17 protein-coding genes and 3 pseudogenes are annotated in these 21,552 nt (G+C 49.8%); 11 read left to right on the top strand and 9 right to left on the bottom strand.

Annotated elements, in window-relative coordinates:
• Positions 1 to 18 precede the first annotated feature (18 nt).
• The gene (locus R7P35_RS15825; RefSeq protein WP_005381671.1) at positions 19 to 606 is read left to right on the top strand and encodes a DedA family protein; all 588 of its coding nucleotides are present in this window, start codon (positions 19 to 21) and stop codon (positions 604 to 606) included.
• A 180-nt stretch (positions 607 to 786) separates the two neighbouring features.
• On the top strand, positions 787 to 2,154 hold the full coding sequence (locus R7P35_RS15820) for a Na+/H+ antiporter NhaC family protein (RefSeq protein ID WP_005381672.1): 1,368 nt from the start codon (positions 787 to 789) through the stop codon (positions 2,152 to 2,154).
• A gap of 74 nt (positions 2,155 to 2,228) precedes the next feature.
• Here the strand turns inward: R7P35_RS15820 and R7P35_RS15815 are convergent, their stop codons facing one another.
• The 4 genes from R7P35_RS15815 to R7P35_RS15800 all read right to left on the bottom strand — a co-directional run bounded on the left by R7P35_RS15815 (position 2,229) and on the right by R7P35_RS15800 (position 6,896).
• Positions 2,229 to 3,068 (bottom strand): 3-keto-5-aminohexanoate cleavage protein, encoded by an 840-nt coding sequence (locus R7P35_RS15815; protein WP_047102133.1) that lies wholly within the window; start codon positions 3,066 to 3,068, stop codon positions 2,229 to 2,231.
• Positions 3,059 to 4,390: an aspartate aminotransferase family protein gene (locus R7P35_RS15810; RefSeq protein WP_025768868.1), complete on the bottom strand. Its 1,332-nt coding sequence runs from the start codon at positions 4,388 to 4,390 to the stop codon at positions 3,059 to 3,061. The genes R7P35_RS15815 and R7P35_RS15810 overlap by 10 nt, the downstream gene beginning before the upstream one ends.
• Positions 4,391 to 4,598: 208 nt before the next feature.
• Entirely contained in the window at positions 4,599 to 5,867 is a 1,269-nt protein-coding gene (locus R7P35_RS15805) for an O-acetylhomoserine aminocarboxypropyltransferase/cysteine synthase family protein (RefSeq protein ID WP_213904947.1), read from the bottom strand.
• 117 nt (positions 5,868 to 5,984) lie between these two features.
• Positions 5,985 to 6,896, bottom strand: a complete 912-nt coding sequence (locus R7P35_RS15800) for a LysR substrate-binding domain-containing protein (RefSeq protein WP_137281744.1) — start codon at positions 6,894 to 6,896, stop codon at positions 5,985 to 5,987.
• Between the two features lie 106 nt (positions 6,897 to 7,002).
• On the opposite strand from R7P35_RS15800, the gene R7P35_RS15795 reads away from it, so the two are divergent.
• On the top strand, positions 7,003 to 8,259 hold the full coding sequence (locus R7P35_RS15795; protein WP_025768866.1) for a D-amino acid dehydrogenase: 1,257 nt from the start codon (positions 7,003 to 7,005) through the stop codon (positions 8,257 to 8,259).
• 307 nt (positions 8,260 to 8,566) lie between these two features.
• Entirely contained in the window at positions 8,567 to 10,114 is a 1,548-nt protein-coding gene (locus R7P35_RS15790) for an alanine/glycine:cation symporter family protein (protein ID WP_005381681.1), read from the top strand.
• A gap of 100 nt (positions 10,115 to 10,214) precedes the next feature.
• Here R7P35_RS15790 and R7P35_RS15785 read toward each other — a convergent pair whose 3' ends face one another.
• The 3 genes and pseudogenes from R7P35_RS15785 to R7P35_RS15775 form a co-directional block, all read right to left on the bottom strand.
• A complete protein-coding gene (locus R7P35_RS15785; protein WP_005381682.1) occupies positions 10,215 to 10,805 on the bottom strand; it encodes an acetate uptake transporter in 591 nt (196 codons plus the stop codon).
• A 182-nt stretch (positions 10,806 to 10,987) separates the two neighbouring features.
• Positions 10,988 to 12,690, bottom strand: a pseudogene (locus R7P35_RS15780) (chitinase).
• A 212-nt stretch (positions 12,691 to 12,902) separates the two neighbouring features.
• Positions 12,903 to 14,426: a Na+/H+ antiporter NhaC family protein gene (locus tag R7P35_RS15775; protein ID WP_132937059.1), complete on the bottom strand. Its 1,524-nt coding sequence runs from the start codon at positions 14,424 to 14,426 to the stop codon at positions 12,903 to 12,905.
• A 472-nt stretch (positions 14,427 to 14,898) separates the two neighbouring features.
• Here R7P35_RS15775 and sul2 point away from each other — a divergent pair, with 472 nt between their 5' ends.
• The 4 genes and pseudogenes from sul2 to R7P35_RS15755 all read left to right on the top strand — a co-directional run.
• A complete protein-coding gene (gene sul2, locus R7P35_RS15770; RefSeq protein WP_001043260.1) occupies positions 14,899 to 15,714 on the top strand; it encodes a sulfonamide-resistant dihydropteroate synthase Sul2 in 816 nt (271 codons plus the stop codon).
• Between the two features lie 60 nt (positions 15,715 to 15,774).
• The gene (gene aph(3'')-Ib, locus R7P35_RS15765) at positions 15,775 to 16,578 is read left to right on the top strand and encodes an aminoglycoside O-phosphotransferase APH(3'')-Ib (RefSeq protein ID WP_001082319.1); all 804 of its coding nucleotides are present in this window, start codon (positions 15,775 to 15,777) and stop codon (positions 16,576 to 16,578) included.
• Positions 16,578 to 17,414 (top strand): aminoglycoside O-phosphotransferase APH(6)-Id, encoded by an 837-nt coding sequence (locus R7P35_RS15760; protein WP_000480968.1) that lies wholly within the window; start codon positions 16,578 to 16,580, stop codon positions 17,412 to 17,414. The genes aph(3'')-Ib and R7P35_RS15760 overlap by 1 nt, the downstream gene beginning before the upstream one ends.
• Before the next feature lie 107 nt (positions 17,415 to 17,521).
• A pseudogene (locus R7P35_RS15755) lies at positions 17,522 to 18,037 on the top strand (DMT family transporter); the annotation flags it as partial.
• 31 nt (positions 18,038 to 18,068) lie between these two features.
• Here the strand turns inward: R7P35_RS15755 and tet(A) are convergent.
• A complete protein-coding gene (gene tet(A), locus R7P35_RS15750; RefSeq protein WP_001973670.1) occupies positions 18,069 to 19,268 on the bottom strand; it encodes a tetracycline efflux MFS transporter Tet(A) in 1,200 nt (399 codons plus the stop codon).
• A 105-nt stretch (positions 19,269 to 19,373) separates the two neighbouring features.
• Here tet(A) and tetR(A) point away from each other — a divergent pair, with 105 nt between their 5' ends.
• The 3 genes and pseudogenes from tetR(A) to R7P35_RS15730 all read left to right on the top strand — a co-directional run bounded on the left by tetR(A) (position 19,374) and on the right by R7P35_RS15730 (position 21,370).
• Positions 19,374 to 20,024 (top strand): tetracycline resistance transcriptional repressor TetR(A), encoded by a 651-nt coding sequence (gene tetR(A) / locus R7P35_RS15745; protein WP_000164043.1) that lies wholly within the window; start codon positions 19,374 to 19,376, stop codon positions 20,022 to 20,024.
• A gap of 127 nt (positions 20,025 to 20,151) precedes the next feature.
• Positions 20,152 to 20,482: pseudogene (locus R7P35_RS15735) on the top strand (MerR family DNA-binding protein); the annotation flags it as partial.
• A gap of 57 nt (positions 20,483 to 20,539) precedes the next feature.
• Entirely contained in the window at positions 20,540 to 21,370 is an 831-nt protein-coding gene (locus tag R7P35_RS15730) for an APH(6)-I family aminoglycoside O-phosphotransferase (RefSeq protein WP_001391758.1), read from the top strand.
• Here the strand turns inward: R7P35_RS15730 and R7P35_RS15725 are convergent.
• A partial coding sequence (locus R7P35_RS15725) for a hypothetical protein (RefSeq protein WP_206926156.1) occupies positions 21,342 to 21,552 on the bottom strand: 211 nt, incomplete at its 5' end. The two genes, R7P35_RS15730 and R7P35_RS15725, sit on opposite strands and share 29 nt — an antisense overlap.

Here is a 21,552-nt window from a genome sequence, read left to right as displayed (position 1 = left end):
CAGATTAACGAACTTCTCGTGTCAATGAAGCCTTTGCTTGAGCAATACGGCTACGTTGCGCTGATTGTCAGTATATTTCTAGAAGGGATAGGTATCCCGATGCCTGGTCAATCACTGATGATCGCGGCATCTTTGCTCTCGTCAGAACAAGTCATGAACCTAAGTATGGTAATGATGGTATCGTGGCTGAGCTGCTTTTTGGGTAATACCTGTGGTTACCTAATCGGCTATTACTTTGAAGGCTGGTTGGATAAAAAAGGCTACATTTCCGGCCCGAAGATGCAAACGCTTCAATTGACTATCCAGAAATACGGCCCTACGTGCTTGGTCGTCAGCCGCTTTATTGAAGGAATGAAGCAATTTATGCCTCTTGCATGCGGTATCGCGAAAATGCCACGTAGAGAGTTTTTGCTCGGTAACGCTCTCGCGGCGACGGTTTGGGTATTGGTATTCAGCTTGTTAACTCACTTTGCATTTGAGCATTTAAGCGTGTTGAGCAACCTGTACACCGAATACAAATATCTGGTATGGGCATTTGCTGCTGTCTTATTTACGTGGATGGTTTTAGGTATTGTTAAACGCAAAAAAGCCAAATCAATGCAATAACGACAGTCTCTTCATTAGCGCATAACTAAAGCTCGTGGTATCAGTGAGATACGCAACACGAGCTTTTCTCTTTTTCTTCACGTGTAAAATTTAAACGGCCATTTAGACGTCTAGACGTTGACAATGTAGAAATGTGATATTAGTCTGCTCTTCTCTCTTATCATTAACATTGTCGTTTACATGTCCGGTTCCCAACAAACTACTAAAACAGTTGCACCGTCTGCGGTCGCACTGATCCCATTAATTGTATTCCTTGCGCTATTTATTGGCGTAGGCACTTACTTATCTTTGCAAGGCGTGGAATTTGCCTTCTACCAGCTGCCTGCACCCATCGCGGTATTACCAGCCATCATCATTGCGTTTCTTTTAAGTAAAGAGAAACTTAACCGCTCAATCGAACACTTCATGCGTGGTGTTGGCCACCCAGACATCATCGCAATGTGTATGATCTATCTGCTTGCAGGTGCCTTTGCTGCGGTAGCAAAAGCCTCTGGTGGTGTTGATGCAACAGTGAACCTTGGTTTATCCGCTATTCCAACCAGCATGATTTTACCGGGCATTTTTCTGATTTCTGCTTTTATCGCAACAGCAATGGGCACTTCGATGGGTACCATCGCAGCCGTTGCCCCCGTAGCGTTGGGTATTGCTGAATCAGCAGGAATGAGCTTACCGTTAACCGCAGGCGTTGTGCTGAGCGGCGCTATGTTTGGTGATAACCTTTCTATCATCTCTGACACCACGATCGCGGCGACACGCTCTCAAGGTTGTGAGATGAAAGACAAGTTTAAAGAGAACATTCGTATTGCTTTGCCTGCGGCGTTGATCGCGATTGCAGTGTTCGCTTTCAACAGCACCGCGACTCAAGTGCCTGCAACTGGCGATATTGAGTGGCTAAAAGTCTTGCCGTACATCACTATTTTGATCCTAGCGGTATCTGGTGTGAATGTGTTTGTGGTTCTGTCGATTGGCATTCTTTTGGCTGGCGGCGTGAGCTTGGCATCGATTGACAATTACGGACTAACTAATCTAGCCCAAGACGTATACAAAGGCTTTGGTAACATGCAAGAGATCTTCTTGTTATCCATGCTGATTGGTGGTTTGAGTGAACTGATGCGTCGCCAAGGTGGTCTTGCTTTTCTAACAAATTTCGTTAGTAGCCTTATCCACGCGTTTGGCTCTAGTCACTCTAAGCATGCGAACAGTCGTGCAAGCGAGCTAGGTATTGCAGGTTTGGTATCAATGGTCAATGGCTGTACGGCAAACAACACCGTAGCCATCATTGTATCGGGCAGCGTTGCTCGCCAACTGGCGGAAGAGAATAATGTCTCTCCTCGCCGCTCAGCAAGCTTGTTAGACATTTTCTCATGCGTGGTGCAAGGCGTGTTGCCTTACGGTGCTCAAGTACTGCTGCTAGGTTCCGTATTCAACCTATCGCCACTTGAAGTAGTTGCCAATTCTTACTACTGTTTTGCATTAGCGATAGCGGCTGTTGTCGCGGTGTTTATCAAACATCCCGCTCGTCAACCTGTAGCGCAAACTGAGAACTAACGACAAATACCGAAAAGGCTCCGATGGAGCCTTTTTACTTTCCTTTCTTCTTTTTTTCTTTTCCGCGAGCAGATTTACTTCAAAGCTGAACGCAAACTTTGCGCACTGTGTAAAGGAATAGCAAAGCGATGCGCCACATCGCGTAGAGCTTCCACCTGAGCCGCGTTACTGATTGCTAATTCGCCTGCCACATCGACGTGGTTATTCTCAAACCCCACTCTCACATCGAATCCAAGTAACATCGCACTCGCTAAACAGTCTTGCTCTCGCGCGCCAAAAGCACAAATGGCACATCGAATTTCTTCCTCGACAAAACGCGCCAAATTCAAACCTCGTAAATCCCATGGCGAAGACTGTTGAGCTTGGTGATAACGCCCTAACACCACTAATGCATGCTGATGCGTTTTAGGTAACACGCCCGCATCACGCAGTTGGAAATAACGTTCAATGTCGGTTGCATCGTAGAGAATAATTTGGCTCACGATGTTGTGTTCTGCCACCCAATGGAAAAAGGCATGCCCTTCTTTCTCACTTGCGCGATCGGGGATTAACTCCCTCAATGCAAAAGAAGCCGCTTCTGGTTTCACAGCTTTAACTAACGCCATCTGTTGTGGCGGAGAATACAAGCCCACCGCCTCTGTGGTGAGCTGTACCATCATGTTTTGTCCCACCGCTTCTTTCACGGCATGGTAAATTGCCATGTTGTCGTCGATGTCTAATGAATGACGTCCGTTGGCGTCTCTAGCATGCAAATGGATCATGGCAGCCCCTGCCGTTTGACAAGCGATAGCCTCTGCAACCAGTTCGTCTGTTGTCATGGGTAAGCTGGCGTGATCGTGCTTAGTTTTTCTTGCACCGTTTGGGGCCACGATAATAGCGATAGGCTCTCGTATACATCGATTTTCTAATTCCATTCCTTCGCTACCTCTTTTAGCGTTAATGAGAGTTTGCCAACTAGCTCATCAATATGGTGAGGCTGAATAATGAATGGCGGCGCAAGCAAGATATGGTGCCCATTAACGCCATCAATCGTTCCGCCCATTGGATAGCACATTAAGCCATTTTCCATTGCTCGCTGTTTGATGCGTTTGTCTGCCAATGTGGCTTTACTCAGAGGCGCCTTGCTTTCTTTATCCGCCACCAGCTCAATGCCAAAAAATAAGCCTTTACCACGAATGTCGCCAATGTACGGTAAATGGGCCAATTCAGAAGTAAGCTCATTACGCAGCAAAGCACTTTGCTGATTCACCGCCGTTAATAAATCATCTTGGAAGATGGTTTGAATGGTTGCCACGGCAGCAGCGCACGCCACAGGGTGCGCCATAAAGGTATGGCCATGTTGGAAAAAACCGCTTCCACCGGCAATAGCTTGGTAGACTCGATCATTCGCAACCACCGCGCCAATAGGTTGATAACCCGCACCAAGCCCTTTAGCCATACACACCAGATCGGGGTCTGCCTCTTCTTGCTCAAACGCAAAAAAACTACCACTGCGTCCAACGCCACACATGACTTCATCCAAGATCAATAACACATCGTATTGGTCGCATATTTCGCGAATACGCTTGAAATAACCTTGTGTGGCAGGCACAGCTCCAGCGGTGGCTCCCACAATGGGCTCGGCGACAAAAGCCATGACATTATCAGCCCCCAACTCAAGAATTTTTGCCTCTAGCTCATTCGCCGCTCGCAATGAGTAATCCAATTCCGACTCATGACTCTGCTGATAACGATAAGCATAGCAAGGGGCGATATGATGGCTCGGGTGTAAGATGGGTTTGAACGGTTCACGTCGCCATTCATTACCTCCGACAGCCAAAGCCCCCAAGGTATTGCCGTGATAACTTTGCTGACGCGCGATGAATTGCTTTTTCTCTGGCTTACCTGATTCCACGAAATACTGCCGCGCCATTTTTAGTGCCGACTCCACCGCTTCTGATCCGCCACTGACTAAATACACATGGTTGAACTGTTCAGGCATGTGCTGACAAACCAATTCTGCTAGGCGCTCACTGTTATCACTAGTAAAAAATCCAGTATGAGCAAACGGCACTCGCTCGATCTGTTCCAACATCGCTTTTTTAACGGCTTGATGACTGTGGCCAAGGTTTGATACCGCAGCCCCACCACAAGCATCGAGATACTGCTTTCCATGCTTATCGAATAGATAAACACCTTCACCTCTATCGATGATTGGCAGCGTGGCATGGCAGTGACGGTGAAATACGTAAGACATTTGAGTCCCTTCCAATGTGTAATACATGCACACATCATCAGGAACAAACCCAAACGTGACAAGAGAATAAATCTCACCCTCTATGAGCTTTTGGAATACCACAAACCAAAAACACCAAAACCCTTGATATTTAAACAATAAAATAAAAATAGGCCAGCTTTTTTAAAGACTGGCCTATGGGTAACCCAAAGCTAAAAAAAGAATCGTTTTACGCGTTTAGTGCCTGTTCTAAATCGGCTAGAATATCGTCAATATGTTCAATACCCACCGATAAACGAATCATCTCTGGAGACACACCAGCTTGTTTTTGTTCTGCTTCGCTCAATTGACGATGAGTCGTCGATGCAGGATGGCAAGCCAATGATTTTGCATCGCCAATGTTCACCAAACGCTTAAAGATTTTCAAAGCATCATAAAAACGCACACCAGCGTCATAACCATCTTTTAAACCAAACGACAAAATCGCAGAAGGCTTACCTTTCATGTATTTTTCGGCGAGATGGAAGTGTTCAGAACTTGGCAATCCGGCATAACTTACCCAACTGACTTTGTCATTCTGTTCCAAGAATTCAGCCACTTTGAGTGTGTTCTCGGTATGGCGCTCCATACGCAGCGGTAACGTTTCTAACCCTTGCATAAGCATAAATGCATTCATCGGTGATAATGCTGCTCCGGTATTACGCAGTGGTACGGTACGCGCACGCCCGATAAATGCCGCCTCACCAAACGCTTCGGTATACACCACGCCGTGGTAAGAAGGTTCTGGTTGGTTGAAAACAGGAAAGCGGTCTTTGTGCTGTGCCCAAGGGAATTTACCGGAATCCACAATCACGCCACCTAATGTGGTGCCATGCCCACCAACGTATTTAGTGAGAGAGTGAACTACGATATCCGCACCAAATTCGATGGGTTTGCAAAGCACTGGCGTCGCAACGGTGTTATCCACAATCACAGGTACGCCTTGTGCATGAGCAAGCTCCGCCACACGTTCTAAATCGATGATATTGCCCGCAGGGTTCCCAATGCTCTCGCAGTACACCGCTTTGGTATTTTCATCAATTAATTCGGCCAAACTTTCTGGCTTGTCATCTTTAGCAAACTTCACCTGAATACCTTGATTTGGGAGCATGTGCGCAAACAAGGTATAAGTACCGCCATAAAGTTGCGGCATAGAAACGATGTTATCGCCCGCTTGCGCTAACGTCAGAATCGCATAGTTAATCGCTGCACTCCCCGCACTCACGACCAATCCAGCAATGCCACCTTCTAACGCCGCCATGCGTTTTTCCAGAACATCGTTAGTCGGATTCATGATGCGAGTGTAGATATTCCCCGGCACTTTCAAGTTAAACAGATCAGCGCCGTGCTGCGCGTTATCAAACTCGTACGCGACCGTTTGATAAATCGGTGTCGCGACAGATTTGGTGGTCGGGTCAGTTTCGTAACCAAAATGGATAGATAGCGTTTCGTCTTTCATGTTCTTCCCTGTCTTTCATCACTCAAATAGCGGCAAGCAAAGCACTTACCTTGCTTAAAACTTATATTGCCCAATTTTTCAACAAATAACGTAGGGATGAATCACAGAGATAAAACGCTAATTCAACTGTCCAAGTAACCAGTGACGAAACGTTTCTGTCGCATTCGTACGTGTGTTCATGATCAAGTAATACCCTGCATTGGCAGGAATCGGTTTGAATGGAGAAACCAAACGCTCTGTCGTCAATTCATCCTCAATCAATGCCATTCGAGCCATCGCAATCCCAACGCCAGCTTCGGCTGCAGACATTGCCATATCCGTTCGATTAAAAAAGTGTCCGATATCGGTTTTAAAATCCAACCCCATCGCTGACGCCCAATATAGCCACTCATAGTCACGCGTCGCTTTTTCCCATGGCATCGCATCGTGTAGTAGCGTCGCCTCTTGCCATTGCTTCACTGGCATTGAGTTTTTTTGCTCACCAAACAACGTTTTTAGCCAGCCATGATCCTCAAGGTATTTTGGACTCATCACCGGTAGCAGATGCTCATCCAAAATCAGCTCCGCGTTAGCATTTCTATAAGGATGAAGACCATAGTCAATTGCGACGTCATAGTCTTTTATCTCACTATTTACCAGCGCACCTTCCGCAAAGATTTGTACTTGGATATCCGGATTATCATGATGGAAGCTTTCGAGCTTTGGGACTAACCATTTGAAAGCAAAAGAAGGCGTCAACTTCAAACGAATTTCATTGGTTTGCTTTTCTACTTTGAGCTCATCAAGCAATTTGCTCAGTTCCGAAAAGTGAAACTGCGTCGCTTGGTGTAACTGAGTGCCTTTTACGGTTAAACGAATACCGCGAGAGTGGCGTTCAAATAAAGTAAAACCTAATAACGCTTCCAAATGAATAATTTGTTGGCTTATGGCACCAGTGGTGAGGTGTAAATGTCTTGCAGCACCAGTAAAGCTGCTGTACTCCGCGACTTGGCTAAATAGGCACAAACCACTTATCAGATTACTTTTCATCCTTGAGCCTATAGTTTTTCTAAACGCAGTGTGTAATTTATATCGATTGTTAACAAAAGGTAAAGAAAAGAAACTGAGCACTCTGATAAATGTGTGGAGTGCATCAATGGAAGTCATCGTATTAGGCAGCGGCGTTATCGGCTTAACCTCTGCTTGGTATTTATCTCAAGCAGGCTATCAAGTTACCGTCATTGACCGCCAACCAAGCAGTGCCATGGAAACGAGCTTCGCCAATGCCGGGCAGATTTCATATGGCTATTCTTCGCCTTGGGCTGCGCCTGGTGTTCCTGTTAAAGCCATTAAGTGGTTAATGGAGGAGCATGCTCCACTTAAAATCAAACCCACTCTGAATGCCGACATGATCCGCTGGGCGAGTAAAATGGTCGCGAACTGCACCCTACCTCGCTATCAAGTTAACAAGGCTCGCATGCTTTCGATCGCTAACCACAGCCGTGTTTGCTTAGAACAGTTACGCCAAGAACACGCCATTGAGTATCAAGGACGTCAGTTTGGGACCTTGCAAGTATTCCGAACACATCAACAGCTGCAAGCCATTGAAAAGGACATGCAGCTCCTTGAACAAAGCGGAACCCGATTTAAGCTAATGGACGTCGAACAATGTATTGAACAAGAGCCAGGGCTTGCACTTGTGAAAGACAAACTGGTTGGTGGCTTGCATCTACCTGATGACGAAACGGGCGATTGCCATCAATTTTGCCAACAACTAACGGAGCTTGCTAAGGCACACGGTGTCCGATTTGAATTCGATACTGAAGTAAGCAATTGGGTTACAGTAGGTAAAAAGATCATAGGTGTCCAAACGAACCGAGGACAATTTAAAGCAGACCAATATGTGGTGGCCTCTGGAAGCTACTCTACAGCGCTACTCAAGCAACTCGATATTGATATTCCGGTCTACCCTGTCAAAGGCTATTCACTTACCATCCCGATGGAAGATGAACACTTCTCTCCTCGATCTACTGTGATGGATGAAACCTATAAAGTCGCTATGACTCGATTTGATGACAGAATTCGCGTAGCTGGCACCGCAGAATTAGCAGGGTTTGATGCTTCCCTTCCACAAAAGCGCAAAAACACCATCGAAATGGTCATCCGTGATCTTTTTCCTCGTTGTGGTGACTTCAGCCAAGCTGAGTTTTGGAGCGGCTTTAGGCCAATGACGCCTGATGGCACACCAATTATCGGCGCGACTAAATACGATAACCTTTTTACTAACACCGGACACGGAACTCTGGGCTGGACGATGGCTTGTGGTTCAGGTCAATTGCTAGCAAGCGTAATGAAAGGTGAAAAAGCAAAAGTGATGGATAATGCAGAGCTTAACCTTTGTCGTTACTCCTGAGGACATGACTGAACAAAAAACAGGCAGACACTTACTCCACAAAATGCATAACCACTGGCATTTTTAACTCATCAAAATCGCAGCACATTTAAATGACAATGTGCTGCATAATTAATCATCAGGCAAATCTTCTACCTAAAAGGAGCAAATAAGCAACAAGAACCAAATTTTAACAACTACTCTCCATTCTGTGTTCATCATCACGCTACAAAGGATTTGTAGCTAAAAAAGTTAACAATTGCATTACATAAAGGGTAATGTATTGTGTGAAAAACAACCACAAACACAACTAACAGGGAAAATACTCATGCAGTCATTAGTTGATTTTCTGAATGGAATTATTTGGAGCCCGGTACTGATCTATTTGTGCCTTGGCGCAGGTTTGTTCTATTCAATCATGACGCGTTTTGTACAAATTCGTCACTTCTTTGAGATGTGGCGCTTATTACTTTCAGGGAAGAGTTCAACAAAAGGGATATCATCATTTCAGGCACTTGCCGTTTCACTGTCTGGCCGTGTAGGTACAGGTAACATTGCTGGTGTTGCTGCTGCTATCGGTTTCGGTGGCCCAGGCGCCGTATTCTGGATGTGGGTCGTAGCCTTCTTTGGCGCTGCAACCGCATACGCAGAATCAACACTTGCACAAATTTATAAAGAAGAAGACGAAGGCGAGTTCCGTGGTGGCCCTGCTTACTATATTGAGAAAGCAATGGGACAAAAATGGTACGCTTGGATCTTTGCTATCGCGACCATCTTTGCTTGTGGTGTTCTACTTCCTGGCGTTCAATCGAACAGTATCGGTAACGCAGTAGAAGCCGCATTTGGCTCAGGTGACATGATTGAAACCGCTATTGGTACCTTCAGTTTTGCTAAAATTTTCACTGGTACGGTTGTTTGTGTCATTTTGGCTTTCATCATTTTTGGTGGCGTAAAGCGTATCGCGAACTTTACCCAAGTCGTTGTGCCATTTATGGCGTTAGCTTACATCATTACTGCGTTTGTCATCATCCTTCTAAACATTGGTGAGGTTCCACGCATTTTCGGCATGATCATTGGTGACGCATTCACACCAATGGCAGGCGTTGGTGCAGCAATCGGCTGGGGTGTAAAACGTGGTGTCTACTCCAACGAAGCAGGTCAAGGTACTGGTCCTCACGCAGCAGCAGCAGCGAGTGTTGATCACCCAGCTCAGCAAGGTCTTGTTCAATCTTTCTCTATTTACATCGATACACTACTTGTGTGTTCAGCAACCGCGTTCATGATTCTTATCACTGGCGCGTACAACGTAAATGGTGCAATTGAAGGTACATTCCTGGTTCAAAACCTACCAGCGGATATTGGTGCAAATGGTCCTGTGTTTACACAGATGGCGATCGAAAGCGCACTACCTGGCGTGGGTAAACCATTCATCGCAATCGCTCTATTCTTCTTCGCGTTTACGACCATTCTGGCTTACTACTACATTGCAGAAACGAACATTGCTTACATTCGTCGTACGTTCAAAGTAAATGGACTGATGTTTATTCTGAAAGTCATCATTATTTCATCCGTGTTCTACGGAACCGTGAAAACCGCCAACTTAGCATGGGCGATGGGTGATGTAGGCGTAGGACTGATGGCGTGGCTAAACATCATCGGTATTTTGATCATCTTCTTTATGTCGAAGCCTGCACTCAAAGCACTGAACGACTACGAAGAGCAACAAAAACGTGGTGTGACCGATTTTACATTTAACCCTGTTGCACTGGGCATTAAAGGCGCAGATTACTGGGAAGATAAGTACCGACGTAAAACGGGTAAAGCACCAACGGCAGACAGCAATAGCGCAGAAACTGTTGAGCAACCATCAACATAGCGTTATCACATAAATAAGAAAAAGCAGTGGTCCGATTGAGGACATAAAAAAGGGGGATTAACCAATGGTTAATCCCCCTTTCTTCATTATGAGTAGCAGCTTAGGCGATAACCGCTTCAACTTTACGAGCGATTTTTGCTTTACCTACAGGTAACACTTCACGACCAAATTCGTTGTTCAGTACTTGTGCCATTGCGAAGTAAATTGCACTTGCGCCACAGAAGATACCCTCGAAGCCAGCGATAGCACCGATCACTTCGCTACCAGTGAAATCACGAGCAGCAAGCAAGAAGAACAGGATAGTTAGAGAGCCAAATACCACTTGCTTCGCTGTTGGGTAACATAGAGAACCAATGAACATGAAACCAGTGAAGATGCCCCAAAGCGCTAGGTACCAACCCATAAAGCTTGCAGGGCTTGCAGGAAGACCCATGTGAGGCATTACGATTAGACCAACCAATGTTAGCCAAAATAGACCGTAAGAAGTAAACGCAGTTGTGCCGAATGTATCACCGCGTTTAAAGCACATGATGCCAACGATTACTTGGCTAAGGCCACCGTAAAAGATGCCCATCGCTAGAATCATAGAGTCAATTGGGAAAAATCCTGCATTATGAATATTGAGCAGAATAGTGGTCATACCGAAACCCATAAGACCTAGCGGTGCTGGGTTAGCCAGTTTTGTCGACATGTACAAATACCTTTTTTCAAAAATGTTGATAAAAAATGCGCGCGAATTTTAATGGGCTCCAGAACAAAAGAGAAAAGCTGTTATTGAAAACTTAGATTCCATAAATAAACCACTACATATATAAAAAAAGACCCTGCAAAAAAGCAGAGTCTTTATAGATGGTTAGGTTGTTTTTTACTCGATCACTGACAAGAAATCTCGTCCCAGAACCAGTTGCTTTGCGTTGGGCTTTCCCACACTCCTGGGCCATTTTTCGCAACAAAACATTTGTTTTGGTACGTAACTTTATCGCCGTTAGCGACTTGCGTTACACCCGGCTCCCACTGAATAAAATTGCCTGTCACTGGTGGTTCTGGCTCGGTTACTGGCGGCTCAGGTTCTGTGACGGGCGGCTCTGGCTCAGTCACCGGTGGTTCAGGTTCCGTTGTAGGCGGCTCCGTAGGAGTGCCTGAAACCAGCTTCCAAGGGTCTCCTTTCGTTGGCTCATTACCTTGTGACCACCATTTCGCTTCGTAAACAGCACCTTGGTAAGAAACTTGATCACCCGTGTTATATACTTTGCCAGAATCCCAAGCTGCTACACCACCTACAGGCGGATCGACCGGATCCACTGGATCTAACTTGTCAACTACACGAACTTCTGGCCAACCCGCATGAGATTGGTAGAAGTTAGTTACACATTTCTCATAATCACCCGCAACTAGCGCAGAGTAAGCCGTTTGGAAACCAACAAGTTCACATTCAAAAGAGTGGCCTCCCGGACGATCTGAGTAGTATTTCCAGTTTCCATCCCAGTTGGTGTACAACACGTCTGTCGCACCATTCAGATTTAAGCTACCGTAAGGCGTCTGCTGCCAACAGGTATTGGTCTCATCGGCTTCAATTGGAATTTGATAATGGGCGGCAAGACCTTCCCAATAACGAATACGGTTAACAGGTTGACCTTATCCTTGTTTTGCTCACCACACTCAATACCACCATTGATCACGTTGATGGTGGTACCAAAGCCGTAACCAATGCCAGCATCAAGCTCACGCTGTGAAGGCACCCAAGTACGGTCAATCACATGTAGCATTGCAGGTTTCGGTGCTTGTGGGGTTAGGAAGAACCAGATAGCCGATGCTAAGTTCAGCCACGAATCCGCAACCAAGCCTGGATTTTTTAGCAATACAGATGCATCACCATCAAACATCACTTCAGAGAACGCGCCATAGTTAAAATGGTAAGAAAGCTGTTTTGCACCACGTCCAAAGTAACCTTGTCCAGGTTCACATGGCCAGCGTTTGTTTTGCCAGTCATTTTGACCACAACCTGTTGTGTAACCTTCTTGCCCTTCAGACCATCCCATTTCTCGCACATGAACCAAAGCTTGCTGCCACTCTTCCAACCCTAGCGGATTATCCGATACGTTATCGATCGAAATATGGCCACCGGTTTCTTGTGCAAAGTGAGCAAACGCTGTCATGATCGATTTTTTACAAATTGCATCCGAATCACGACCGTCTGTGTACTCACCACAGAATGCAGGGAACTTACCAATTGCACGTAGGAAACGCGTGTAAGTGTATTCAGGTGCCGCCATTTGAGTCAGGAAGTCCCACTCACTTTCGGGGAATACACGCTCTACACGCTTCACGTTTTCTGGGTTGGTTGTCGCCCCTGGAACAATCGCTTCAACTACTGAGTTCGGGCGTGTCTCTAATGCTTGTGACCAAATGGCATACATAGGATCAGAAGTTTTGCTTTGCTCTACGGCTTGAACGTCACCACGAGCAATAACATAACCATTCGGATTTTGCGGATCGGGCTGAATATTCATACTCGCATTCACTTGTGCTGCTAAGACACAACTCAATGCAAGAGGAAGATGTTTGAGTGCAAACATGTCTAGTCTCCGGATTTCAACAATACAATATACGAGGAATAACTAGACATATAGTGGATCATATATACGAAACACCGAGCCAAGTACGTTGATTCTGCGAGACAAAATGAATAAATAGGTCCTCACACACATTTTGTCACAAGAAAAATGTTACCTTGACTCAAAAGAAAAGCGGAGACCCTGTGAGCCTCCGCTTTGTGATGTTTCTCTCTTTATTGTTCTGCCGAAACCACCTCTAGCTTCGCGGTTGACTTTTGTTTAGACAGCACAAAATAAACCACACACTGAGAAATGATTGCGGCAAGCACAATCACTGGTGAGGCGTTGATTCCAGCTAAAAGAAAACACCCTAATGCGATCATTCCATTGAGTAATGCGTAAGGCAATTGTGTACGGAAGTGCTCATACTGTTCACACCCCGCTCCTGTCGACGACAAAATCGTAGTTTCAGAGATGGGAGAACAGTGATCGCCAAACAAGCCACCAGATAATACCGCACCAATACAAACCAACAGTGGTGCATCAATCGCAACGGCAGTTGGGATCACTAATGGCATCATGATGGCGAACGTCCCCCAAGATGATCCCGTAGCGAATGAGATAACACCAGCAAGCAAAAAGGCGACTGCTGGCAATAGCCAGTACGGGAAACCGGCTTGAGCTTGTTCAGCAATGTATGCAGCTGCACCTAATTCTTTCCCAACCGAGCTAAGCGCCCAAGCCAATACCAGAATAACCGCCACTGACATCATGTTTGACATCCCTTTCAGATAAACCTGAATACCATCCGAAAGCTTTCTTACGCCATAAAACGCCATCAGCGCAATTAAAGTGAAGGCCGCGAAGAAATATGCAGAAGAAAGTGCAGCCCTAAACGTTGATCCTGCCACTTTTTGAAATGGAAAACCGTGTGGCACGAGGATGGTACATAGAACCACCAGCATAACGAGCAGCGGGGCCCATACAAAACTAGATTTTGCATCTTTATGCGTAAACACATTCATGGACTCCTGCACTTTCCCAAAGTCAGAGCCCTGCTCTGCTAGTTGTTCAGCCTTCGCCATCGGTCCGAAATCTAATTTGAAGAAAGAGACAATCGGCACAATCGCGATCGCAAGAAAGGCGTAAAACTGATACGGGATCGCACCAATGAAAGCATCCCAATCACTCATACTGACATTCAGGGCAGTAAACTCTTTTTGAATCAATCCCATGATGTAAACGCCCCATCCGATAAAAGGGATCAAGATTGCGACGGGAGAGGAAGTAGAGTCGATAATAAAAGCTAATTTTTGGCGTGATACTTTTAACTTATCAAATAAAGGGCGAAAAACAGGGCCAACAATCAGTGGTGTACCAAGGTCTGAGAAGAAAATAACCACACCACCGAACCATGCGGACAGTTGAGCTTGGCATTTACTCGCAACCCATTGAGTAACCTTTTTAGCAAACGCCACACCACCGCCAGATTTCTCCATCAAGGCAACAAAGCCACCAATAAAGACCAAGAGCAAAATGACGCCCGCATTGTAGCTGTCAGTTAATTGCGGCAGTAGATAGCTTTTCATCAATGCACTAAACGAGTCTAGTGGCCCTTTTTCGACAAATGTCCCTTCGAGCATAGCGACACCACTCACCACACCGGCGAATAAACCAACAACGACATTTCTTGTGGTCAGCGCGAGGAAAAGAGTAATAAGGATGGGAATGAGAGAGGTAACGTCAGCCTGTTCCATAGCAATACCATTTATGATAATCAAACAATTAAAATGAATATATATTTAATTTAACCGCATGTATATATCTCTCACAAAAAAGTTGAGCCACCTCTTCACAAACTTGAAGTACAAAAAAACCAGCCCGAAGGCTGGTTCTTATAAACTCAACTGTCTAGAGGAAAATTATTCCCACTCTATTGTAAACAAGACATTTTTATCTTTTATATTCAATGGCTTATTTTCCTGCTAATTGGTAATACCATGAAAAATACCATGCTCAGAAAAGGCTTAACAATATTTTGAAAAATTGCCTACTGAGCGCTGCCGCACAGCTCCATAGGCCGCTTTCCTGGCTTTGCTTCCAGATGTATGCTATTCTGCTCCTGCAGCTAATGGATCACCGCAAACAGGTTACTCGCCTGGGGATTCCCTTTCGACCCGAGCATCCGTATGAGACTCATGCTCGATTATTATTATTATAGAAGCCCCCATGAATAAATCGCTCATCATTTTCGGCATCGTCAACATAACCTCGGACAGTTTCTCCGATGGAGGCCGGTATCTGGCGCCAGACGCAGCCATTGCGCAGGCGCGTAAGCTGATGGCCGAGGGGGCAGATGTGATCGACCTCGGTCCGGCATCCAGCAATCCCGACGCCGCGCCTGTTTCGTCCGACACAGAAATCGCGCGTATCGCGCCGGTGCTGGACGCGCTCAAGGCAGATGGCATTCCCGTCTCGCTCGACAGTTATCAACCCGCGACGCAAGCCTATGCCTTGTCGCGTGGTGTAGCCTATCTCAATGATATTCGCGGTTTTCCAGACGCTGCGTTCTATCCGCAATTGGCGAAATCATCTGCCAAACTCGTCGTTATGCATTCGGTGCAAGACGGGCAGGCAGATCGGCGCGAGGCACCCGCTGGCGACATCATGGATCACATTGCGGCGTTCTTTGACGCGCGCATCGCGGCGCTGACGGGTGCCGGTATCAAACGCAACCGCCTTGTCCTTGATCCCGGCATGGGGTTTTTTCTGGGGGCTGCTCCCGAAACCTCGCTCTCGGTGCTGGCGCGGTTCGATGAATTGCGGCTGCGCTTCGATTTGCCGGTGCTTCTGTCTGTTTCGCGCAAATCCTTTCTGCGCGCGCTCACAGGCCGTGGTCCGGGGGATGTCGGGGCCGCGACACTCGCTGCAGAGCTTGCCGCCGCCGCAGGTGGAGCTGACTTCATCCGCACACACGAGCCGCGCCCCTTGCGCGACGGGCTGGCGGTATTGGCGGCGCTGAAAGAAACCGCAAGAATTCGTTAACTGCACATTCGGGATATTTCTCTATATTCGCGCTTCATCAGAAAACTGAAGGAACCTCCATTGAATCGAACTAATATTTTTTTTGGTGAATCGCATTCTGACTGGTTGCCTGTCAGAGGCGGAGAATCTGGTGATTTTGTTTTTCGACGTGGTGACGGGCATGCCTTCGCGAAAATCGCACCTGCTTCCCGCCGCGGTGAGCTCGCTGGAGAGCGTGACCGCCTCATTTGGCTCAAAGGTCGAGGTGTGGCTTGCCCCGAGGTGATCAACTGGCAGGAGGAACAGGAGGGTGCATGCTTGGTGATAACGGCAATTCCGGGAGTACCGGCGGCTGATCTGTCTGGAGCGGATTTGCTCAAAGCGTGGCCGTCAATGGGGCAGCAACTTGGCGCTGTTCACAGCCTATCGGTTGATCAATGTCCGTTTGAGCGCAGGCTGTCGCGAATGTTCGGACGCGCCGTTGATGTGGTGTCCCGCAATGCCGTCAATCCCGACTTCTTACCGGACGAGGACAAGAGTACGCCGCAGCTCGATCTTTTGGCTCGTGTCGAACGAGAGCTACCGGTGCGGCTCGACCAAGAGCGCACCGATATGGTTGTTTGCCATGGTGATCCCTGCATGCCGAACTTCATGGTGGACCCTAAAACTCTTCAATGCACGGGTCTGATCGACCTTGGGCGGCTCGGAACAGCAGATCGCTATGCCGATTTGGCACTCATGATTGCTAACGCCGAAGAGAACTGGGCAGCGCCAGATGAAGCAGAGCGCGCCTTCGCTGTCCTATTCAATGTATTGGGGATCGAAGCCCCCGACCGCGAACGCCTTGCCTTCTATCTGCGATTGGACCCTCTGACTTGGGGTTGATGTTCATGCCGCCTGTTTTTCCTGCTCATTGGCACGTTTCGCAACCTGTTCTCATTGCGGACACCTTTTCCAGCCTCGTTTGGAAAGTTTCATTGCCAGACGGGACTCCTGCAATCGTCAAGGGATTGAAACCTATAGAAGACATTGCTGATGAACTGCGCGGGGCCGACTATCTGGTATGGCGCAATGGGAGGGGAGCAGTCCGGTTGCTCGGTCGTGAGAACAATCTGATGTTGCTCGAATATGCCGGGGAGCGAATGCTCTCTCACATCGTTGCCGAGCACGGCGACTACCAGGCGACCGAAATTGCAGCGGAACTAATGGCGAAGCTGTATGCCGCATCTGAGGAACCCCTGCCTTCTGCCCTTCTCCCGATCCGGGATCGCTTTGCAGCTTTGTTTCAGCGGGCGCGCGATGATCAAAACGCAGGTTGTCAAACTGACTACGTCCACGCGGCGATTATAGCCGATCAAATGATGAGCAATGCCTCGGAACTGCGTGGGCTACATGGCGATCTGCATCATGAAAACATCATGTTCTCCAGTCGCGGCTGGCTGGTGATAGATCCCGTCGGTCTGGTCGGTGAAGTGGGCTTTGGCGCCGCCAATATGTTCTACGATCCGGCTGACAGAGACGACCTTTGTCTCGATCCTAGACGCATTGCACAGATGGCGGACGCATTCTCTCGTGCGCTGGACGTCGATCCGCGTCGCCTGCTCGACCAGGCGTACGCTTATGGGTGCCTTTCCGCAGCTTGGAACGCGGATGGAGAAGAGGAGCAACGCGATCTAGCTATCGCGGCCGCGATCAAGCAGGTGCGACAGACGTCATACTAGATATCAAGCGACTTCTCCTATCCCCTGGGAACACATCAATCTTACCGGAGAATATCGTTGGCCAAAGCCTTAGCGTAGGATTTCGCCCTCTCCCGCAAACGACCCCTATTTGCGGAACTGCGGGCGTGGCGCTGTTGGTGTTGACACCAAACGCAGCGCTAGATCCTGTCGGCGTCGCAGCGGGCCTGGCGGGGGCGGTTTCCATGGCGTTCGGAACCGTGCTGACCCGCAAGTGGCAACCTCCCGTGCCTCTGCTCACCTTTACCGCCTGGCAACTGGCGGCCGGAGGACTTCTGCTCGTTCCAGTAGCTTTAGTGTTTGATCCGCCAATCCCGATGCCTACAGGAACCAATGTTCTCGGCCTGGCGTGGCTCGGCCTGATCGGAGCGGGTTTAACCTACTTCCTTTGGTTCCGGGGGATCTCGCGACTCGAACCTACAGTTGTTTCCTTACTGGGCTTTCTCAGCCCGGGGACCGCCGTGTTGCTAGGATGGTTGTTCTTGGATCAGACGCTGAGTGCGCTTCAAATCATCGGCGTCCTGCTCGTGATCGGGAGTATCTGGCTGGGCCAACGTTCCAACCGCACTCCTAGGGCGCGTATAGCTTGCCGGAAGTCGCCTTGACCCGCATGGCATAGGCCTATCGTTTCCACGATCAGCGATCGGCTCGTTGCCCTGCGCCGCTCCAAAGCCCGCGACGCAGCGCCGGCAGGCAGAGCAAGTAGAGGGCAGCGCCTGCAATCCATGCCCACCCGTTCCACGTTGTTATAGAAGCCGCATAGATCGCCGTGAAGAGGAGGGGTCCGACGATCGAGGTCAGGCTGGTGAGCGCCGCCAGTGAGCCTTGCAGCTGCCCCTGACGTTCCTCATCCACCTGCCTGGACAACATTGTTTGCAGCGCCGGCATTCCGATGCCACCCGAAGCAAGCAGGACCATGATCGGGAACGCCATCCATCCCCGTGTCGCGAAGGCAAGCAGGATGTAGCCTGTGCCGTCGGCAATCATTCCGAGCATGAGTGCCCGCCTTTCGCCGAGCCGGGCGGCTACAGGGCCGGTGATCATTGCCTGGGCGAGTGAATGCAGAATGCCAAATGCGGCAAGCGAAATGCCGATCGTGGTCGCGTCCCAGTGAAAGCGATCCTCGCCGAAAATGACCCAAAGCGCGGCCGGCACCTGTCCGACAAGTTGCATGATGAAGAAGACCGCCATCAGGGCGGCGACGACGGTCATGCCCCGGGCCCACCGGAACGAAGCGAGCGGGTTGAGAGCCTCCCGGCGTAACGGCCGGCGTTCGCCTTTGTGCGACTCCGGCAAAAGGAAACAGCCCGTCAGGAAATTGAGGCCGTTCAAGGCTGCCGCGGCGAAGAACGGAGCGTGGGGGGAGAAACCGCCCATCAGCCCACCGAGCACAGGTCCCGCGACCATCCCGAACCCGAAACAGGCGCTCATGAAGCCGAAGTGCCGCGCGCGCTCATCGCCATCAGTGATATCGGCAATATAAGCGCCGGCTACCGCCCCAGTCGCCCCGGTGATGCCGGCCACGATCCGCCCGATATAGAGAACCCAAAGGAAAGGCGCTGTCGCCATGATGGCGTAGTCGACAGTGGCGCCGGCCAGCGAGACGAGCAAGATTGGCCGCCGCCCGAAACGATCCGACAGCGCGCCCAGCACAGGTGCGCAGGCAAATTGCACCAACGCATACAGCGCCAGCAGAATGCCATAGTGGGCGGTGACGTCGTTCGAGTGAACCAGATCGCGCAGGAGGCCCGGCAGCACCGGCATAATCAGGCCGATGCCGACAGCGTCGAGCGCGACAGTGCTCAGAATTACGATCAGGGGTCTGTTGGGTTTCACGTCTGGCCTCCGGACCAGCCTCCGCTGGTCCGATTGAACGCGCGGATTCTTTATCACTGATAAGTTGGTGGACATATTATGTTTATCAGTGATAAAGTGTCAAGCATGACAAAGTTGCAGCCGAATACAGTGATCCGTGCCGCCCTGGACCTGTTGAACGAGGTCGGCGTAGACGGTCTGACGACACGCAAACTGGCGGAACGGTTGGGGGTTCAGCAGCCGGCGCTTTACTGGCACTTCAGGAACAAGCGGGCGCTGCTCGACGCACTGGCCGAAGCCATGCTGGCGGAGAATCATACGCATTCGGTGCCGAGAGCCGACGACGACTGGCGCTCATTTCTGATCGGGAATGCCCGCAGCTTCAGGCAGGCGCTGCTCGCCTACCGCGATGGCGCGCGCATCCATGCCGGCACGCGACCGGGCGCACCGCAGATGGAAACGGCCGACGCGCAGCTTCGCTTCCTCTGCGAGGCGGGTTTTTCGGCCGGGGACGCCGTCAATGCGCTGATGACAATCAGCTACTTCACTGTTGGGGCCGTGCTTGAGGAGCAGGCCGGCGACAGCGATGCCGGCGAGCGCGGCGGCACCGTTGAACAGGCTCCGCTCTCGCCGCTGTTGCGGGCCGCGATAGACGCCTTCGACGAAGCCGGTCCGGACGCAGCGTTCGAGCAGGGACTCGCGGTGATTGTCGATGGATTGGCGAAAAGGAGGCTCGTTGTCAGGAACGTTGAAGGACCGAGAAAGGGTGACGATTGATCAGGACCGCTGCCGGAGCGCAACCCACTCACTACAGCAGAGCCATGTAGACAACATCCCCTCCCCCTTTCCACCGCGTCAGACGCCCGTAGCAGCCCGCTACGGGCTTTTTCATGCCCTGCCCTAGCCGTCCAAGCCTCACGGCCGCGCTCGGCCTCTCTGGCGAGGCGGATGTGACGCGGGTGCGCTTCGTGAAATCAGCCCAGCGGCTCGGATTCAGCCTCGACGAGATCGCAGAGCTGCTGAGGCTGGATGACGGCACCCACTGCGAGGAAGCCAGCAGCCTGGCCGAGCACAAGCTTCAGGACGTGCGCGAAAAAATGACCGACCTGGCGCGCATGGAAACCGTGCTATCCGAACTTGTGTTCGCCTGCCATGCGCGGCAAGGGAACGTTTCTTGCCCGCTGATTGCTTCGCTGCAAGGGGAGAAAGAGCCGCGTGGTGCCGACGCGGTGTAGCCGAGGGTAGTTACGCCTTAGCGTGCTTTATTTTCCGTTTTCTGAGACGACCCCTTCATGCCGCCTGTTTTTCCTGCTCATTGGCACGTTTCGCAACCTGTTCTCATTGCGGACACCTTTTCCAGCCTCGTTTGGAAAGTTTCATTGCCAGACGGGACTCCTGCAATCGTCAAGGGATTGAAACCTATAGAAGACATTGCTGATGAACTGCGCGGGGCCGACTATCTGGTATGGCGCAATGGGAGGGGAGCAGTCCGGTTGCTCGGTCGTGAGAACAATCTGATGTTGCTCGAATATGCCGGGGAGCGAATGCTCTCTCACATCGTTGCCGAGCACGGCGACTACCAGGCGACCGAAATTGCAGCGGAACTAATGGCGAAGCTGTATGCCGCATCTGAGGAACCCCTGCCTTCTGCCCTTCTCCCGATCCGGGATCGCTTTGCAGCTTTGTTTCAGCGGGCGCGCGATGATCAAAACGCAGGTTGTCAAACTGACTACGTCCACGCGGCGATTATAGCCGATCAAATGATGAGCAATGCCTCGGAACTGCGTGGGCTACATGGCGATCTGCATCATGAAAACATCATGTTCTCCAGTCGCGGCTGGCTGGTGATAGATCCCGTCGGTCTGGTCGGTGAAGTGGGCTTTGGCGCCGCCAATATGTTCTACGATCCGGCTGACAGAGACGACCTTTGTCTCGATCCTAGACGCATTGCACAGATGGCGGACGCATTCTCTCGTGCGCTGGACGTCGATCCGCGTCGCCTGCTCGACCAGGCGTACGCTTATGGGTGCCTTTCCGCAGCTTGGAACGCGGATGGAGAAGAGGAGCAACGCGATCTAGCTATCGCGGCCGCGATCAAGCAGGTGCGACAGACGTCATACTAGATATCAAGCGACTTCTCCTATCCCCTGGGAACACATCAATCTCACCGGAGAATATCGCTGGCCAAAGCCTTAGCGTAGGATTCCGCCCCTTCCCGCAAACGACCCCAAACAGGAAACGCAGCTGAAACGGGAAGCTCAACACCCACTGACGCATGGGTTGTTCAGGCAGTACTTCATCAACC

It is taken from the genome of Vibrio sp. Vb0304, assembly GCF_033338995.1.
GTDB classification, from domain to species: domain Bacteria; phylum Pseudomonadota; class Gammaproteobacteria; order Enterobacterales; family Vibrionaceae; genus Vibrio; species Vibrio alginolyticus.
Note: the sequence above shows the minus strand (reverse complement) of the source record. Positions and strands in the feature narration are given on the sequence as shown.

Coding starts and splice junctions, on each gene's coding strand:
- R7P35_RS15820 (WP_005381672.1), top strand. CDS start 787: ATGTCCGGTTCCCAACAAACTACTAAAACAGTTGCACCGTCTGCGGTC.
- R7P35_RS15760 (WP_000480968.1), top strand. CDS start 16,578: ATGTTCATGCCGCCTGTTTTTCCTGCTCATTGGCACGTTTCGCAACCT.
- R7P35_RS15815 (WP_047102133.1), bottom strand. CDS start 3,068: ATGGAATTAGAAAATCGATGTATACGAGAGCCTATCGCTATTATCGTG.
- R7P35_RS15790 (WP_005381681.1), top strand. CDS start 8,567: ATGCAGTCATTAGTTGATTTTCTGAATGGAATTATTTGGAGCCCGGTA.
- R7P35_RS15805 (WP_213904947.1), bottom strand. CDS start 5,867: ATGAAAGACGAAACGCTATCTATCCATTTTGGTTACGAAACTGACCCG.
- sul2 (WP_001043260.1), top strand. CDS start 14,899: ATGAATAAATCGCTCATCATTTTCGGCATCGTCAACATAACCTCGGAC.
- R7P35_RS15775 (WP_132937059.1), bottom strand. CDS start 14,426: ATGGAACAGGCTGACGTTACCTCTCTCATTCCCATCCTTATTACTCTT.
- R7P35_RS15730 (WP_001391758.1), top strand. CDS start 20,540: ATGCCGCCTGTTTTTCCTGCTCATTGGCACGTTTCGCAACCTGTTCTC.
- R7P35_RS15800 (WP_137281744.1), bottom strand. CDS start 6,896: ATGAAAAGTAATCTGATAAGTGGTTTGTGCCTATTTAGCCAAGTCGCG.
- R7P35_RS15785 (WP_005381682.1), bottom strand. CDS start 10,805: ATGTCGACAAAACTGGCTAACCCAGCACCGCTAGGTCTTATGGGTTTC.
- R7P35_RS15795 (WP_025768866.1), top strand. CDS start 7,003: ATGGAAGTCATCGTATTAGGCAGCGGCGTTATCGGCTTAACCTCTGCT.
- R7P35_RS15810 (WP_025768868.1), bottom strand. CDS start 4,390: ATGTCTTACGTATTTCACCGTCACTGCCATGCCACGCTGCCAATCATC.